Raw genomic sequence first — 13,739 nt, forward strand, 5'->3', positions numbered from 1 at the left:
TGGAACCGCTCGCCCGGCACGAGGGTTAGCCAGCAGACGCGGCATGCCGCCTCGGGATGATGCTGGACGTTAGTGTTCCGGGTGATATTTTGCGTACACTAAAGGCATTTAACGGATAGGTGCGATGGAACGCGATGTCCCTCGAGAGAGGAGTCGACGACCCCACTCGTTTCTAACGGGGAGTGTAATGATGACCGCCCTGATGGTGCCCTCTCCTCACGGCATCGGATCGTCTCCTTGAGGCTCCCTTCATTGTTGCGTCGTCCGGGTCTCCCGGACGAGTTTGCCGCTCGATGCGGCGTTACGCTACGCCGACATCGCTCAGTCTGTACGCCAACGACGCTCCGTTATCCTTTAGCGCCCGCAGGTCAAATCGCTTCCAATGACCGCACAAACCGTCCAGCAGGGAGACCTCGTCACCGTCATCGGACTCGAGGTGCACGTCCAGCTGGAGACGAACACCAAGATCTTCTGTGGCTGTTCCACCGAACCCGCCGACGGGCCGAACCGGAACGTCTGTCCCGTCTGTCTCGGTCTACCGGGGTCGCTGCCCGTCCTCAACGAGGCCGCCGTCGAGTCGGCCGTCAAGATCGGAAAGGCGATCGACGCCGACATTCCCGAGGAAACCCGTTTCCACCGGAAGAACTACTACTACCCCGACCTCCCCAAGAACTTCCAGATCACGCAGTACGACGAGCCGATCTGCCAGGACGGCGACCTCGAGATCTCGGTCGAAGGCGAGCGCCGCACGGTCACCATTGAGCGCGCTCATCTCGAGGAGGATCCGGGCAGCCTCCAGCACGTCGGCGGAAACATCGACACCGCCGAGTACACCCGGGTGGATTACAATCGGGCTGGGACGCCCCTGATGGAGATCGTCACCGCCCCCGATTTCCGCAGCCCACAGGAGGTGCGGGCCTTCCTCGCCGAACTCGAGGAGGTGCTCGAGTACCTGGGCGTCTTCGACGCCGGTCGCGACGGCAGTCTCCGCGTCGACGCCAACCTCTCGATCGTCGACGGCGAGTTCGTCGAGGACGACGGCTCGATCGGTCTCCAGGCGCTCGAGGCGGCGAATCGTACCGAGGTGAAGAACATCTCGAGTCACAAGGGTGCCGAGAAGGCACTGGCCTACGAGGAGACGCGCCAGAAAAACGCCGTCCGCCGAGGCCGCGAGGTCGAACAGGAGACCCGCCACTGGGACGAGAGCCGCGGGATCACCGTCTCGATGCGCTCGAAGGAGGCCGAGAAGGACTACCGGTACTTCCGGGAAGCTGACCTGCCGCCCCTGCGCGTCTCTCACTGGAAGGACGAGATCCCGATTCCGGAACTTCCCAAGGCCCGCCGGAGGCGCTTCAGCGAGGAGTACGGCCTGAGCGAGGAAGCCGCCTCGAAGCTCACCTCCACGAAGCAGGTGGCGGACTTCTACGAGGACGTCGCCAGCGCGTTCGATCCCGACCTCGCGGCGACCTGGGTGGCCGACGAACTGCTCGGCGAACTCAACTACCGCGACATGGACGTCACCGACGTTGAGGGCCGCCTCGAGGAGGTTGCCCGCCTGGTCGAACTCGTCGCGACCGACGAGATCACGGCGAAGAACGCCAAAGAGGTCGTCCTGCGCGAGATGCTCGACGACGGCGACGATCCGGATACGATCGTCGAGCGCGAGGGTCTCGGCAAGACCGGCGAAGACGAGGTACAGCAGGCGGTCGTCGAAGCGATCGAAGAGAACCCCGCCGCCGTCGCCGACTACGAAGCGGGCGAAGGCGGGGCGATCAACTTTCTCGTCGGCCAGGTCATGCAAAAGACCGGCGGAAGCGCGGATCCGGGTGACGTCAACGGGATGCTCAGGGCCGAACTCGAGCGCTGACTCGAGTGTGGAGCGTACTGACTTCCGTTGGCGGTGCCCTGCTCGAGTCGACGTGGTTCGATTCTGACGCGGGGGCGTGTCGTGACCAGCGTGCCAACCGACTACTGGATCCGTCGTGGTGTTTCGGATCGCAATACTTGTGACGGATCGAAACGTACACGATCATCTATACATAATGGCCGGTATGGCCTGCTCAGATTCCCCTGTCCTCTATCGGTGTACACACTGTGAGTACGTCCACCGAACCGTCCTGAAACCGGATTCCTGTGCTATCTGCGGTGCGGAATTGTAGCAGTCATCCATCGTCTCGGTGGTGGGTAACTTGCGAACGGATCGGTCGAGTGCCCGCTGTCGCTCGAGCGTCCGGTGTACGAGAAGCGAAATGCCGTCCGTCAGCCTTACGTCACCCTTGTGCGTACCCGGGGTGTGGATCGAATCCTCGTGAGCACGGTCGTCTATCGGTCGCCCGAGACCATCTTTCCGTACCTGCAGGATTTCTCGCGGTACCCACGGTACGCCGACCACCTCGAGTCCGTTCGGGTCGACGGTGACGGTGACGTCGGCACCCGGTACGATCTTCGACTGGCGTGGTGGAAACTCAGTTACACGGCTCGGTCGGAAGTCACGGGTGTGTCTGCACCGACCTCGCTCGAGTGGCGGCTGATCAAAGATATCGACGCCGTAGGGGAGTGGCGAATCGAGTCGGTTCCCGACGAGGCTCCAGAGACCGTCGATACGGCGAGTCGAATCTACTTCGAAGCCGTCTACGACCCTCATTCGGCGGACGAGGATGTCGTCTCGTTACCGCGGTTCGTCTCGATGGGGTGGGTGATCGACAGATTGCAGCCCAGACTCATGGACGAGGCTCGACGGGTGCTCGAGCGGCTCGTCGCCGACATCGAGGGCACGCGACGATCCGTGGAGTTGACCGTGCACGAGACGCCGTGACTGGCTCGAGTGTCGGTGACTGGCTCATGCTCGAGCCAGTCACCCGTCACCCAGTTGGATTCGTTCGCCTCGAGTGAAAAACCCTCGAGTATCGAGTAGCGCTTACTCGGCGGGTTCGCCGCCGTAGCGCATGAAGAAGTAGACGAGCGAGAGCGTCGAGACCATGCCAGCGACGGTGGCGATCAGCAGCGTCCATGCGGCGTCGGGGACGAGGTCGGCCGGCCCATCCGCGACGGCACCGGCGTCTTCGGTGACCTCGATGGAGGCGACCATACCGACGCCGACGTGGGGGGTACAGACGTAGTCGTAGGATCCCTCGACGTCGAACGTGTGTTCGTAGTCGCCGTCGGCTTTCAGATCCGTGTGTCCCTCCCAGTCGGCATCGTCCGGCTGCTCGGTCGGTTCGACGTTGTGGTCAGCTTCGCCGACCCACTCCCAGACGACGGTGGTTCCGGGTTCGATCGTCAGACTGTCGGGATCGTAGTAGTTGTCACCGACTTCGACGAATTCGGTGCCGCCACCGCCGCCGTTGCCGTTCTCATCGCCATTTTCGTCGTCCTCATCCCCTTCGTCCCCTTCGTCTTCCTGTGCGAGGCCGCTCGCGCTCGCGCCCGCCGCTACTGCCGTTCCCGCCGCACCGGCGAGAAAGAGCCGCCGTGAGAGGTGTTCGTCCTCCTCGAGTGGATTCATGCCCGAAGGTTAGCAACGGTCGATACTGAAATCTTCGGTTCTGTCGTTCCATCGGTCGGTTCCGTGATGAGTTTCGATTGCGACCGAGGGGAAGGGGTAGAATTTGGACTATGGTTTTTGAAGTTGTAAACTACATATGGTGTAGTTTTAGGTCGGCTGAAAGTTCGGTGCAACAACCGTCGGCGCTCGAGCCTCGATCACCGAACGGCGCTCAGTACGTATAGTCGTGGTCGCCGGTTTCGGACTCGAGGAACGCCGTGAGCAGGTCGATCGTCGCCGAGACGTCGTCGACGTGGGCGGTTTCCGTGACCGTGTGGAGGTACCGGGTCGGGATAGAAATTGCACCCACCGGCTTCGCGCCGCTGGTGTTCTGGAAGCCGGCCGTGTCTGTACCGCCAGCGGGCAACACCTCGAGCTGGTAGTCGATCTCCTCGTCCTCGGCGAGGGCCCTCAGTCGGCGGTGTACCTTCGGGCTGGTGATGACGCTCGAGTCCTTGAGCTTGATCGCCGTACCTTCGCCGAGACGAGTCACGTGATCTGCGGCCTCGAAGCCAGGGACGTCGTTGGCGACGGTCACGTCCAGTGCGATAGCGAGGTCGGGATCGACGTCGACGCCGAGCGCTTTCGCCCCGCGGAGACCGACTTCCTCCTGGACGGTCGCACAGAAGTGGATCGTCACCGCCGGGTTCTCGATCCGGCGTGCGGCCTCGAGCATGGCGAACACGCAGATTCGATCGTCGAGTGCCTTCCCGGTGACGGTCTCGCCGACGAGTTCGGTGTCCTGATCCATCGTGACGAGGTCGCCAATGGCAACCTGTTCTTCGAGTTCGTCTTTCGGGAGGCCGGTGTCGATGTAGACGTCGTCGACCTCGGGCGTCTTCGATCGCTCCTCTTCACTAAGTGTGTGTGGTGGCGGCGAACCAATGAGGCCAGGGATGTCACCGTCTTCGGTGTGGATCGTGACTCGCTGGGCTTTGAGGACGCGGGCGTCCCACCCGCCGAGCGCGTCGACCTGGAGGAAGCCAAAGCCGTCGTCGTCGCCGGCGACGTGTTTGACCATGAAACCGATCTCGTCCATATGGGCCGCAACCGCGACGGAGTAGTCCGAGTTACCCTCGATCGTCCCGACGACGTTTCCCATCGCGTCGGTTCTTACGCGGTCGACGCTCTCCTCGAACTCGGTCTCGACGAGTTTGCGGATTCGATCCTCGTACCCCGGCACCCCACTCGTTTCGGTCAGTTCAGTTAGCAACTCGAGATCGAACGCAACCTCTGTCATGTGGGTGGGTCTGGACCGAACCGGTATAAGAGCGCGGATTCCAGTGGCGTGTGCCGGTACTTCAGGTGGTGTACGGTGGCCTACGGGTGATCGATGCACTCAGGAGCCTCGAGGACGGACGTTGTCCCGATGGAAGAACGCCACCAGGTCGCCGCACTCGTCGTGTTGTTCGTAGTGACGCTATGGCTGGTGTACACCCTCGGGAACGCCGTTCTCTGGTTAGTGTGGGGGATCGCGATGGTGGGCCTCTCGGGGGGTGCCCTCGTACGGATGAATCGATCCGCGGGCTGAGGAGTGGTTGTGATCGAGACGTTCTTCCGGTAGCGGAGCGTGATCGTACTCCACTGCCGTCCATATTCGTCGAACACAGCTCCCTCCGTCGAACACAGCTCCCTCCGTCGAACACAGCTTCCGACCGCGTTCGCCGGGATTATACTTCCTGGGTACCGAATGGGTACCAATGACGCCGACCACCGAGGGCACCTTTCGCGTCTTCCCCGGGCGCACCGACGACGAGTGGCTCCTCCTCGAGGTCGACACCGGCGACCCGACCTACGTGCCAGCGATCGACGCCGAACTCGCGGTCGGCAACCGGATCGACGCCAAAATCGAGTGGGAGGACGAGCAGCCGAGACTCGGCGAATGGGACGTCGTCGATCGAACGCGCTTTCACTTCCGTCGCACTGATGCCCCCGTCTTCCAGGCTGCCCAGGGCTGTTTCGAGGCGGCACACCGGGCCGGTGAGGCGATGAACGCGCGGGTGACTCGCGACACCGACGGGCGACCGAACGGCGTCGTCTACACCTTCGCGGATCAACCCGGTCAGCGTGACCTATTCGGCGAATTTCGTGATGGAGAGAAACCGCTCGAGCCGCTGATCGAACGCGCAGCCGAGTCGGAGGATCCCCCATTTTCGGTCTGGGTGCTCGACCTCTCCGAGCCGTTCGTCCTCGTCACGATCGTTCTCGATCCCGACGGACTGTTTGCGGAGACGATGGCGGAGACCTACGAATAGGACACCGCTCGCGTGCCGGACGCTACTCCTCGTAGGTGAAAAACCGGACGTCACAGGCGGGACAGACGAGTTTTTCCGATGGCGTCTGGCCAATCGGAGTCGTCTCCCCACAGCAACTCGAGCGGGTGATCGTCACCTCGCCGCCACAGCGCGGACACTCCTCGAGCAGCGAGCGAAGCGGTCGGCCGGCGGCCCGTCTGATCGCCTCGTCGTCGACCATCGGCTCGAGCGTTCGGGCGGCGGCGAGTTCCGCACTCGCAACGCCGCGTCGAAGTGTTACTGGCGTGCCGGATTCGGGCCCGAGAACGATGACTGGTCGCCCCCAGCTACGTCGGGCGCGGGCGTCCACCGACGGATGTGACTGTTCGTCCGCGATGGCCGCGAGTTCCTCGAGATCCTGGTTCCGGAGCGTCTCCATCTCGCGGCTCCAGGCAGACTCGACGTCGGGATCGAGCTGGATCTCCTCGCCCTCGGGAATGACGACGCCGGCCTCGAAGAGGGCGGCGAGTATCGCTTCCCCGTCTGGGGGCGTCGATTCGCTGTCACCGGCATCGGGAACACACAGACGAGATCGACCGCCGGGTCGACCAGGCCGCAAAAATCGTCCAGCTCGAGGGGATGCTCGATCGCGAACCGAACGAACTCTCCGGCGGGCAACAACAGCGTGTGGCCATCGCTCGAGCAATTGTTCGCGAACCGGATGTTTTCCTGATGGACGAGCCGGTGGCGAACCTGGACGCGAAGCTCCGGGTACACATGCGGACGGAGCTCCAGCGACTCCACAAACAGCTGGATACGACGATCATCTACGTCACCCACGACCAGGCCGAGGCGATGACGATGTCCGACCGAATCGCGGTCATCAACGGCGGTCAGCTCCAGCAGATCGATCCGCCGCTGGTCTGTTACAACGAGCCTGCGAACCTGTTCGTCGCGGGCTTCATCGGCTCGCCGTCGATGAACTTCGTCGAGGGCGAACTCACGAGCGGCGGACTGCAGACCGAGCACTTCGACCTCGAGTTCGATTCCCTCGCTATCGATCCGGTGGTCGGTGATCGAGTGACGATGGGGATCCGCCCCGAGGACATCCATCTCGCTGACAACGCGGCTTCGGCAGCGAACCCTTCGGCGGTCATCGAGGCGCGAACGGACGTCCTCGAGCCGATGGGGAACGAGATTTTCGTCTACCTGTCGCTGGACGGGGGCAGCACGGAGATGATGACGAGCGACGAGGCCTCCTCCGCGTCGAATCAGTTGCTGATGAGCGTCGATCCCGACGCCGATATCGACGAGGACGAGGCGGTGTCGGTCGTCCTCGACCGCTCGAAGATCCATCTGTTCGACAACGCGAGCGGCGAAGCGATCGCCCATGGAATCGAATCGTTGTCGGCGGCAACCGACGCAGCAGGGACGGAAACCGAGGCGAGCAGCCAGCATGACTGAGCTCATCCCCATCGTCTACTACGGCGGACTGACGATCCTGTTTTTCTTCCGGATCTACGGGATCGTCTCGTTCGCTCTGGACGTCAAGAACCGGATCATCCCGGGTATCAGGCAGTACCGACGCGGCCGAGCGCGGTCGAAACAACGACATCAAACCGAGCAAGAACGACGAGAGAATGAGGAACAACTGTGCTGACCGGATGCGGACGACCGTCGAGCGGTGGCCGCCGACGCGGGCGAGTCGTCCACTGACCCAGGGGCTACGACCACACCACTCGAGGTTCGACGTCGCGGTGAACGCGTCATGACGGCCGATCGATCGACCGTCAAAACCGGCATCGTCGGCTGTGGGAACATCGGCCAGCATCACGCCGAACGTCTGTCACAGCTCGGCGTCCCCATCGTCGGCGGGATGGACGTCTCTGAAGCCGCTCGGAGACGGTTCGCCGAGCGCTACGACGCGGAGAGCTACGCCGACCACCACGAGCTGTACGACGCCGTGGACGCGGTCGTCATCACGACGCCGAACGCGTTCCACGAAGAGTACGCCGTCGATGCGTTCGAGCGCAACCGCCACGTCCTGCTCGAGAAAACGCTGGCACACACCCTCGAGAGCGCCGAGCGGATCGCGGCCGCCGCGGCGAAGAGTCATGGTGTATCGATGGTCGGGTTCAACAACCGGTTTCGAAACGGGGTTCGATTGATCGCCGACCGAATCGCCCGGGGAGAGCTGGGAGAGGTGATGCACGTAGAGGCCAACTACGTCCGCCGGCGCGGCGTCCCTGGTCGTGGCTCGTGGTTTACCAGCAAGAACGTCGCTGGCGGTGGGTCGCTCATCGACATCGGCGTGCACGTGATCGACCTGTCGATGTACCTGCTCGAGTATCCCACGGTCGAGACCGTCTCCGGCGTCACTCGAAGCGAGTTCGGGGGCCGCGAGGAGTACGCCTACCTCGAGATGTGGGGCGAGGATGCCGGCCCGGATGGGTTCGACGTCGACGATTCCGCGAGTGCATTTATTCGCTGTGACGGCAACAGAACGATCTCCCTGGAGGTCGCGTGGGCGACGAACCGCCCGCCGACGTACGAAATCGTCGTCCGGGGCACGGAGGCCGCCGCCGTCTTCGACCTGCACGACCACGAGGTCACGATCCACTCCGCGAGGTCGACGGGTACCGACCACTTCGTGGATACGACGCTTTCGCCGGGGGAGAACGACGGCCACGTCGACGAGCAACGGGCGTTTTTCGACGCCATCGAGTCCGGAAACGAGATCGACGTCGGTGCGAGCGTCGAGGACGCACTGACCGTCCAGCGTATCGTCGACGGAATCTACCGCTCGAGCGAGCGCGGGGAGGCAGTCGAATTGCGGTCCAGCGGACGCGCGGAACCGGTTGGTCTGGATTCGGGCGAACGTGGATAACCGTTTGATCTGGACTCCGGCGAGCACCGAGCGACGACTCGAGTACCACCTATCGACGACTTGCTTCGGTAATCAGCCTCGTTAAGTGGTTCGCCCGCACTGCCTCGTGTATGAACGAGACCCGACGGGCGGTTCTCGAGCAACTGGCGGCCGGCCCCGTCTCCGGCCCGGCGCTGGCGGACGACCTCGAGATTTCCCGTGCGGCCGTCTGGAAACACGTCGAAGCGCTACGCGACGCCGGCTTCGAGATCGAAAGCACCGGTTCCGGATACCGCCTCGATGCCGACGCGGACACGATCGACGCCTACTCCGGGCCGGCGATCGAGTACGGGCTCGAGGCCCCCTTTTCGGTCGAGTTCCACGAGACGATCGGGAGCACGAACGATCGAGCGCGCGAACTGGCCGCCGCCGGGGAATCGGACGTAGTCGTCGTCGCAGACGAACAGACCGGCGCACGGGGTCGCCTCGAGCGTGCCTGGGATTCGCCCTCGGGCGGCGTCTGGATGAGCGTCGTCTGTCGCCCCTCGATACCGCCGGCTCGAGCCCCACTGTACACGCTGGCCGGAGCCGTCGCGGTGACGCAGACGGCCCGGGAGGCGGGCGTCGACGCGGCGATCAAGTGGCCGAATGACGTGATCGTTCCCGTCGGCGACGACGGCGCGTACCACAAACTCGCTGGAATTTTGACGGAGATGGAAGGTGAAACCGACCGAATCGAGTGGCTCGTCATGGGAATCGGCCTCAATGCGAACCTCTCGAGGGAATCGCTGCCCGAAGGGGCGACCAGCGTTCGGGCGGAAGTTGGCGACGTCGACCGTCGGATCTTCGTACAGCGAGTGCTCGAGGCGTTCGACGAGTATCGATCCGACCTCGAGGCGGTCGTTCCGGCCTGGCGTGACCTGGCGGCGACACCAGGCCAGCGCGTCCGGGTTGAAGTCGCGGACACGACGATCGTCGGTCGGGCTATCGACGTCACCGATCGGGGTGCCCTCCGCGTGGAAACTGACGACGGTGAGCGTACCGTGACGGCTGGCGACTGTGAGCACTTGCGGCCGGCGTGACCGCGCTCCTTTTTTATCGGTGAAACTGGCGGCTGACGGTTGACAATTGCTCCTCGAGCGTCTCGCAATTTCAATGGTATCTCGAGTTACCGTGCCCAAGTGCGTGGCCACTCCTCGAGCCGACCCTGGCCTCCTTCACCACTTACTCGACGGTCGCCTGTGCGTTCTGGACGGAATCGGCGTCGTCATCGAGCGATTCGTCGACGCGGACGGTCAACACCGGGACGCCGGCTCGCCTGACGACCCGTTCGGTGACGCTTCCGAGGAGGAGTCGGTCGATGCCCCCGCGTCCATGCGTGCCCATGACCACGAGATCGCAGTTGCCCGGTTGGGCCTGCGAGACGATCACTCGGCTCGGTGATCCTTCGAGCACCTGCGTTTCGACGGTGATGTCGTCTGGTGCGAGTTCGACCACCCGGTCGACCGCTGCCTGCCCTTCCTCACGCAGCGCATCGCTGATCCCGTCCCAGGCCGTTTCCATCGGCAACCCACCATAGTTTGCCGCGTTGACGACGTAGATCGCCCGGATCGTAGCGCCGTGTAGCTCTGCGAGGTCGATTGCGTACTCGACCGCGCGCTCGCCCTCCACCGAGCCGTCGGTGGGAACGAGGATACAGTCGTACATGCGTTATCATTGTGCATACTCCCCCCAGGGATAATAACGTTGTCGTGAAACCGACGAAACCCGTCGTCAAACCCAGTCGAACCGCAACTGTCGGTGGATTGATTTACCGCCCGACCCTCGCGCCGGTATGGAGACGAGACGGGTACTGCAGGTCGACGCGTTCACCGACGAGCCACTGACCGGCAACGCCGCCGGCGTCGTTCCCGACGGGGCGGGACTGTCAGCAGAGCAGATGCAAGCAATCGCACGCGAGGTCGCCGTCAGCGAAACCGCGTTTCTCAGCCCCAGTGGGTCCGACGAAGCCGACCGACGGATTCGCTACTTCACGCCGACCCAGGAGGTCGACCTCTGTGGGCACGCGACGATCGCCTCCTTCGGGCACCTTCACGAGGAAGGCATCGTCGAGACCGGCACCTCACGGCTCGAGACGAACGTCGGCGTCCTCGAGATCGAGGTCGAATCCGACGGCACCGTCTGGATGACCCAGGACGTACCGACGATTCGGGAAGTCGACCTGGGTTACGGCGAGGTCGCGGACGCGCTTGGGGTCGATCGGGCCGCACTCGAGGGGGCATCAGCTGACCTTCCGCTGGCGGTATCCTCGACTGGTCTCCCCTTCCTCGTCGTCCCAATTACCTACCTCTCGGACGTCGGCTCCGCGGAACCGAACATGACGGCAATCGAGTCGCTGACCGACGGGATCGACGCCACCGGCATCTATCTGTTTACGTTCGACGCCCTCGAGGCCGACTCGACGCTACACGGCCGGATGTTCGCCCCCGGCGCTGGGGTACCCGAAGATCCAGTCACCGGGACGGCGAGCGGGGCAGTCGGTGCCTACCTCGACCGATTCGACGCGTTCGATCCGCTCCCGGAGGAACTCGGACTCGAGCAAGGGCACTACGTCGACCGGCCGGGATCCGTTCGTGTTCGTGTTCGTGACTCGGTGGTGCAGGTCGGCGGTCGTGCAGTGACGGCACTCGACGGATCGATCGTCGTCCCAGACGCTGCGGACGACGACATTCTCGAGGCGTAAAACGTCCTCCGGGTGTCGACTATTCGTTTCGCATATTTGGTATCGATTACTCGTCTAGCGGATCGGATCGGTCGTCGTCCGATGGTGCGGAGGGTTGCGATTGTGTGGACGATTGCGATTGTGATGAGCGCCCACTCGTCGTCTCGCGGCTCCCACTCGATGTCTGGCTGTCCGTCCCCGATGGACCGCGCCGATTGGACGCTGTCGAGGATCCCTCGAGCGCGGGCGTCTCCGAACTGTCTTCGAGCACCGATTGTTCGTCGAAGGCGGCGGCGTGTTCGGCGCGTTTGAGTTCCTGAACGCTCCGGCGTGTTTCGGCGATGTCCTCTTCCATGTCGGTGAGACGGCCATCGAGTGCTTGCAACACGTCGCTCTTGAGCGTCTGATGATCGAACTGGCGAGCCGCCTCTCGCCCGGCCGCTCGAGGCAGCGTGTGAAACAGCGCGATCGACTTACCGAACTGCCAGACGGCGATACCGAGAAGCGCGAATGCGACCGTCACCATCGGCCGTGACGCGTCGATCGCGGGCCGCGGATCGAGTGGATCCGAGACGAGCACGCCGATAGATCCCCAGAATCCGGCGAGAAAACCGATGACGACGAGCAATCCCCCCAGGAGAAACGAACCGATAGCCACGGTGCGATGCACGAGCCCCCACTTTACGGTGTGTGGTACGTCCATGGCGGGTGCCACACTCTCGAGAGGTATAATCACTGCGACGAACCTGTCAGTATCGGCACCCGTCCAGTCGTCACCGACCCCTCAGGAGTGATCGCTCGACGCCGGGTCGGTACGCCAGATGTCGGGCAACAGGTCGAATCGACTCCCGAAGAGGAGCGCGACGCCCACCACCAGCGAGCCGAAAAAGAGGACGAAAAACGTCGACCCACCGGGGGCGAGTACGAGTGCGACCGCGGCTCCGACCCACGCCAGCCAGGCGATGGCCTCCCAGGGGTAACCGTCGTAGAGACGCCAGACGGAAAGCGAGAGTAGAAACCCGCCAAACGCGGCACCGAGAAGCGGCGTCTCGATCACGTACGAGAGCGCCACGAGCGCGACGAACCCGATGAAGGCGGTGTAGTCGAAACGGTTCATCTCGTTCGGTACTGTGGACGGTGAGGAAAAACGTGTATCGGTATCGATTCGACGGCGGTTGGGCTGTATTACCAGTGCCCCTCTCTCGGTTATCCGTTACCAGTGCCCCTCTCTCAGTTATCAGCTACAACGGCGCGGAGGAGCGCTCGCGCACGGTGGGCGCCGCCAGGTCGTCGACGAACGACTCGAGCATCGATCGGGTGACGTGGGGCATACAGACCACTCGAAGTTCACCGTTACCCGTCCGTGAGATGCGCCACCCTTTCGACCGGAGTGCGTCGAACGTCCCGGTCGGCACGGCGGCGGCCACGAGTGGGAGCGTCGGTTCGACGACGTCGTAGCCCAGGCCCTCGAGTGTGGCCGCGAGCCAGTCGGCGTTCGCCTGTGATCGCTCGTACTGGGCCGCGTAGCCGTCCGGCCACAGCGCCTCGAACGCGGCGACGGTACTCGCGACCCCTGCGCCGGATCGGGTTCCGGTGAGCGTGGCCTGGGCGGTCGTCTCGAGATAGGGGGTGTCGACTGCGAGCTCGTCGAGCAGCGCCGCCTCGCGGACGAGCAACCCGCCGGCGGGGACGGCCGCCTGTCCCATCTTGTGTGGGTCGATGGTCATCGTGTCGATCCGAGCGTGTGAGAAGTTCCACTGATAGTCCGTAAACGGGAGCACGAAGCCACCCCAGGCGGCGTCGACGTGACACAGCGCACCAGCGTCGTGAGCGATCCTCGCCAGTTCGGGAATCGGATCGACCCGCCCGTACTCCGTCGTCCCTGCCACGCCGACGACCAGTGCCGTGTCCTCGTCGATGCTCTCGGAGACAGCATCGATGTCGACGCGATGATTCTCGTCGGTCGGCACGATTCGGAGCTCGATCCCGAGCAGGTCTGCGGCCTTTCGAAAGCTGAAGTGACCCGATTCAGGCAGAACGACGTTCGGGGTGGGGGTGTTCACGCGTTCGCGGGCGATACGAACGGCCTGGATGTTCGCTTCGGTACCGCCGCTCGCGATGTAGCCGGCAGGTTCCTCGAGGCCGGTAATCTCGCCGAGGGCCGTAATGGCATCGTCCTCGAGGGCCGCCACCGTCGGATACGTCCCTGGGTCGCCCGGGTTCGTCGCGAGAAACTGGAGGGCTGCCTCGCGGGCGTCCGGATGGGGCTCCGTACACATCGACGAGAGCACCCGATCGAACGACTGGGGCTTCGCTCGCATATCTCCGGAGAGCGGGGGCACAGGTTTATTCGTTGTGCTATCCATGCGGAAA

15 protein-coding genes and 1 pseudogene are annotated in these 13,739 nt (G+C 63.6%); 9 read left to right on the top strand and 7 right to left on the bottom strand.

The genetic code is table 11. The features are described from left to right. Positions 1–382 precede the first annotated feature (382 nt). Both gatB and NGM68_RS08070 read left to right on the top strand, forming a co-directional pair. Positions 383–1,867, top strand: a complete 1,485-nt coding sequence (gatB, locus tag NGM68_RS08065; protein WP_252701132.1) for an Asp-tRNA(Asn)/Glu-tRNA(Gln) amidotransferase subunit GatB — start codon at positions 383–385, stop codon at positions 1,865–1,867. Positions 1,868–2,293: 426 nt separating this feature from the next. Next, positions 2,294–2,815 (top strand): SRPBCC family protein, encoded by a 522-nt coding sequence (locus NGM68_RS08070; protein ID WP_252701133.1) that lies wholly within the window; start codon positions 2,294–2,296, stop codon positions 2,813–2,815. Between the two features lie 102 nt (positions 2,816–2,917). Here NGM68_RS08070 and NGM68_RS08075 read toward each other — a convergent pair whose 3' ends face one another. Together NGM68_RS08075 and NGM68_RS08080 are read right to left on the bottom strand one after the other, a co-directional pair. After that, complete coding sequence (locus NGM68_RS08075) at positions 2,918–3,505, bottom strand: plastocyanin/azurin family copper-binding protein (protein WP_252701134.1); 588 nt, start codon at positions 3,503–3,505, stop codon at positions 2,918–2,920. A gap of 211 nt (positions 3,506–3,716) precedes the next feature. Then, complete coding sequence (locus NGM68_RS08080) at positions 3,717–4,784, bottom strand: M42 family metallopeptidase (RefSeq protein ID WP_252701135.1); 1,068 nt, start codon at positions 4,782–4,784, stop codon at positions 3,717–3,719. Between the two features lie 129 nt (positions 4,785–4,913). Here NGM68_RS08080 and NGM68_RS08085 point away from each other — a divergent pair, with 129 nt between their 5' ends. Both NGM68_RS08085 and NGM68_RS08090 read left to right on the top strand, forming a co-directional pair. After that, entirely contained in the window at positions 4,914–5,075 is a 162-nt protein-coding gene (locus tag NGM68_RS08085; protein WP_252701136.1) for a hypothetical protein, read from the top strand. Positions 5,076–5,244: 169 nt separating this feature from the next. Beyond that, on the top strand, positions 5,245–5,799 hold the full coding sequence (locus tag NGM68_RS08090; RefSeq protein ID WP_252701137.1) for a DUF6663 family protein: 555 nt from the start codon (positions 5,245–5,247) through the stop codon (positions 5,797–5,799). Positions 5,800–5,821: 22 nt separating this feature from the next. Here NGM68_RS08090 and NGM68_RS08095 read toward each other — a convergent pair whose 3' ends face one another. Next, on the bottom strand, positions 5,822–6,397 hold the full coding sequence (locus NGM68_RS08095; RefSeq protein WP_252701138.1) for a DUF8054 domain-containing protein: 576 nt from the start codon (positions 6,395–6,397) through the stop codon (positions 5,822–5,824). Here NGM68_RS08095 and NGM68_RS08100 point away from each other — a divergent pair. The 4 genes and pseudogenes from NGM68_RS08100 to NGM68_RS08115 form a co-directional block, all read left to right on the top strand. Further along, positions 6,364–7,242 (top strand): annotated as a pseudogene (locus tag NGM68_RS08100) (ABC transporter ATP-binding protein); the annotation flags it as partial. The gene NGM68_RS08095 and the pseudogene NGM68_RS08100 sit on opposite strands and share 34 nt — an antisense overlap. Further along, positions 7,235–7,438 carry a DUF8005 family protein gene (locus tag NGM68_RS08105; RefSeq protein ID WP_252701139.1) on the top strand — a complete coding sequence of 68 codons (204 nt, stop codon included), beginning with the start codon at positions 7,235–7,237 and terminating at the stop codon, positions 7,436–7,438. The pseudogene NGM68_RS08100 and the gene NGM68_RS08105, both read left to right, overlap by 8 nt. A 108-nt stretch (positions 7,439–7,546) precedes the next feature. After that, entirely contained in the window at positions 7,547–8,665 is a 1,119-nt protein-coding gene (locus tag NGM68_RS08110; protein WP_252701140.1) for a Gfo/Idh/MocA family protein, read from the top strand. Between the two features lie 110 nt (positions 8,666–8,775). After that, entirely contained in the window at positions 8,776–9,726 is a 951-nt protein-coding gene (locus NGM68_RS08115; protein WP_252701141.1) for a biotin--[acetyl-CoA-carboxylase] ligase, read from the top strand. 142 nt (positions 9,727–9,868) lie between these two features. Here NGM68_RS08115 and NGM68_RS08120 read toward each other — a convergent pair whose 3' ends face one another. Then, on the bottom strand, positions 9,869–10,351 hold the full coding sequence (locus tag NGM68_RS08120; protein ID WP_252701142.1) for a universal stress protein: 483 nt from the start codon (positions 10,349–10,351) through the stop codon (positions 9,869–9,871). Between the two features lie 127 nt (positions 10,352–10,478). Here NGM68_RS08120 and NGM68_RS08125 point away from each other — a divergent pair, with 127 nt between their 5' ends. Beyond that, complete coding sequence (locus NGM68_RS08125) at positions 10,479–11,387, top strand: PhzF family phenazine biosynthesis protein (protein WP_252701143.1); 909 nt, start codon at positions 10,479–10,481, stop codon at positions 11,385–11,387. Positions 11,388–11,433: 46 nt separating this feature from the next. Here NGM68_RS08125 and NGM68_RS08130 read toward each other — a convergent pair whose 3' ends face one another. The 3 genes from NGM68_RS08130 to mfnA all read right to left on the bottom strand — a co-directional run bounded on the left by NGM68_RS08130 (position 11,434) and on the right by mfnA (position 13,687). Continuing rightward, on the bottom strand, positions 11,434–12,069 hold the full coding sequence (locus tag NGM68_RS08130; RefSeq protein ID WP_252701144.1) for a hypothetical protein: 636 nt from the start codon (positions 12,067–12,069) through the stop codon (positions 11,434–11,436). 81 nt (positions 12,070–12,150) lie between these two features. Beyond that, the gene (locus tag NGM68_RS08135; protein WP_252701145.1) at positions 12,151–12,483 is read right to left on the bottom strand and encodes a hypothetical protein; all 333 of its coding nucleotides are present in this window, start codon (positions 12,481–12,483) and stop codon (positions 12,151–12,153) included. A gap of 124 nt (positions 12,484–12,607) precedes the next feature. Then, positions 12,608–13,687 (bottom strand): tyrosine decarboxylase MfnA, encoded by a 1,080-nt coding sequence (mfnA, locus tag NGM68_RS08140; RefSeq protein WP_252701146.1) that lies wholly within the window; start codon positions 13,685–13,687, stop codon positions 12,608–12,610. Between the last annotated feature and the right edge of the window lie 52 nt (positions 13,688–13,739).

The organism is Natronosalvus vescus (assembly GCF_023973145.1).
In the GTDB taxonomy this organism is placed as follows: domain Archaea; phylum Halobacteriota; class Halobacteria; order Halobacteriales; family Natrialbaceae; genus Natronosalvus; species Natronosalvus vescus.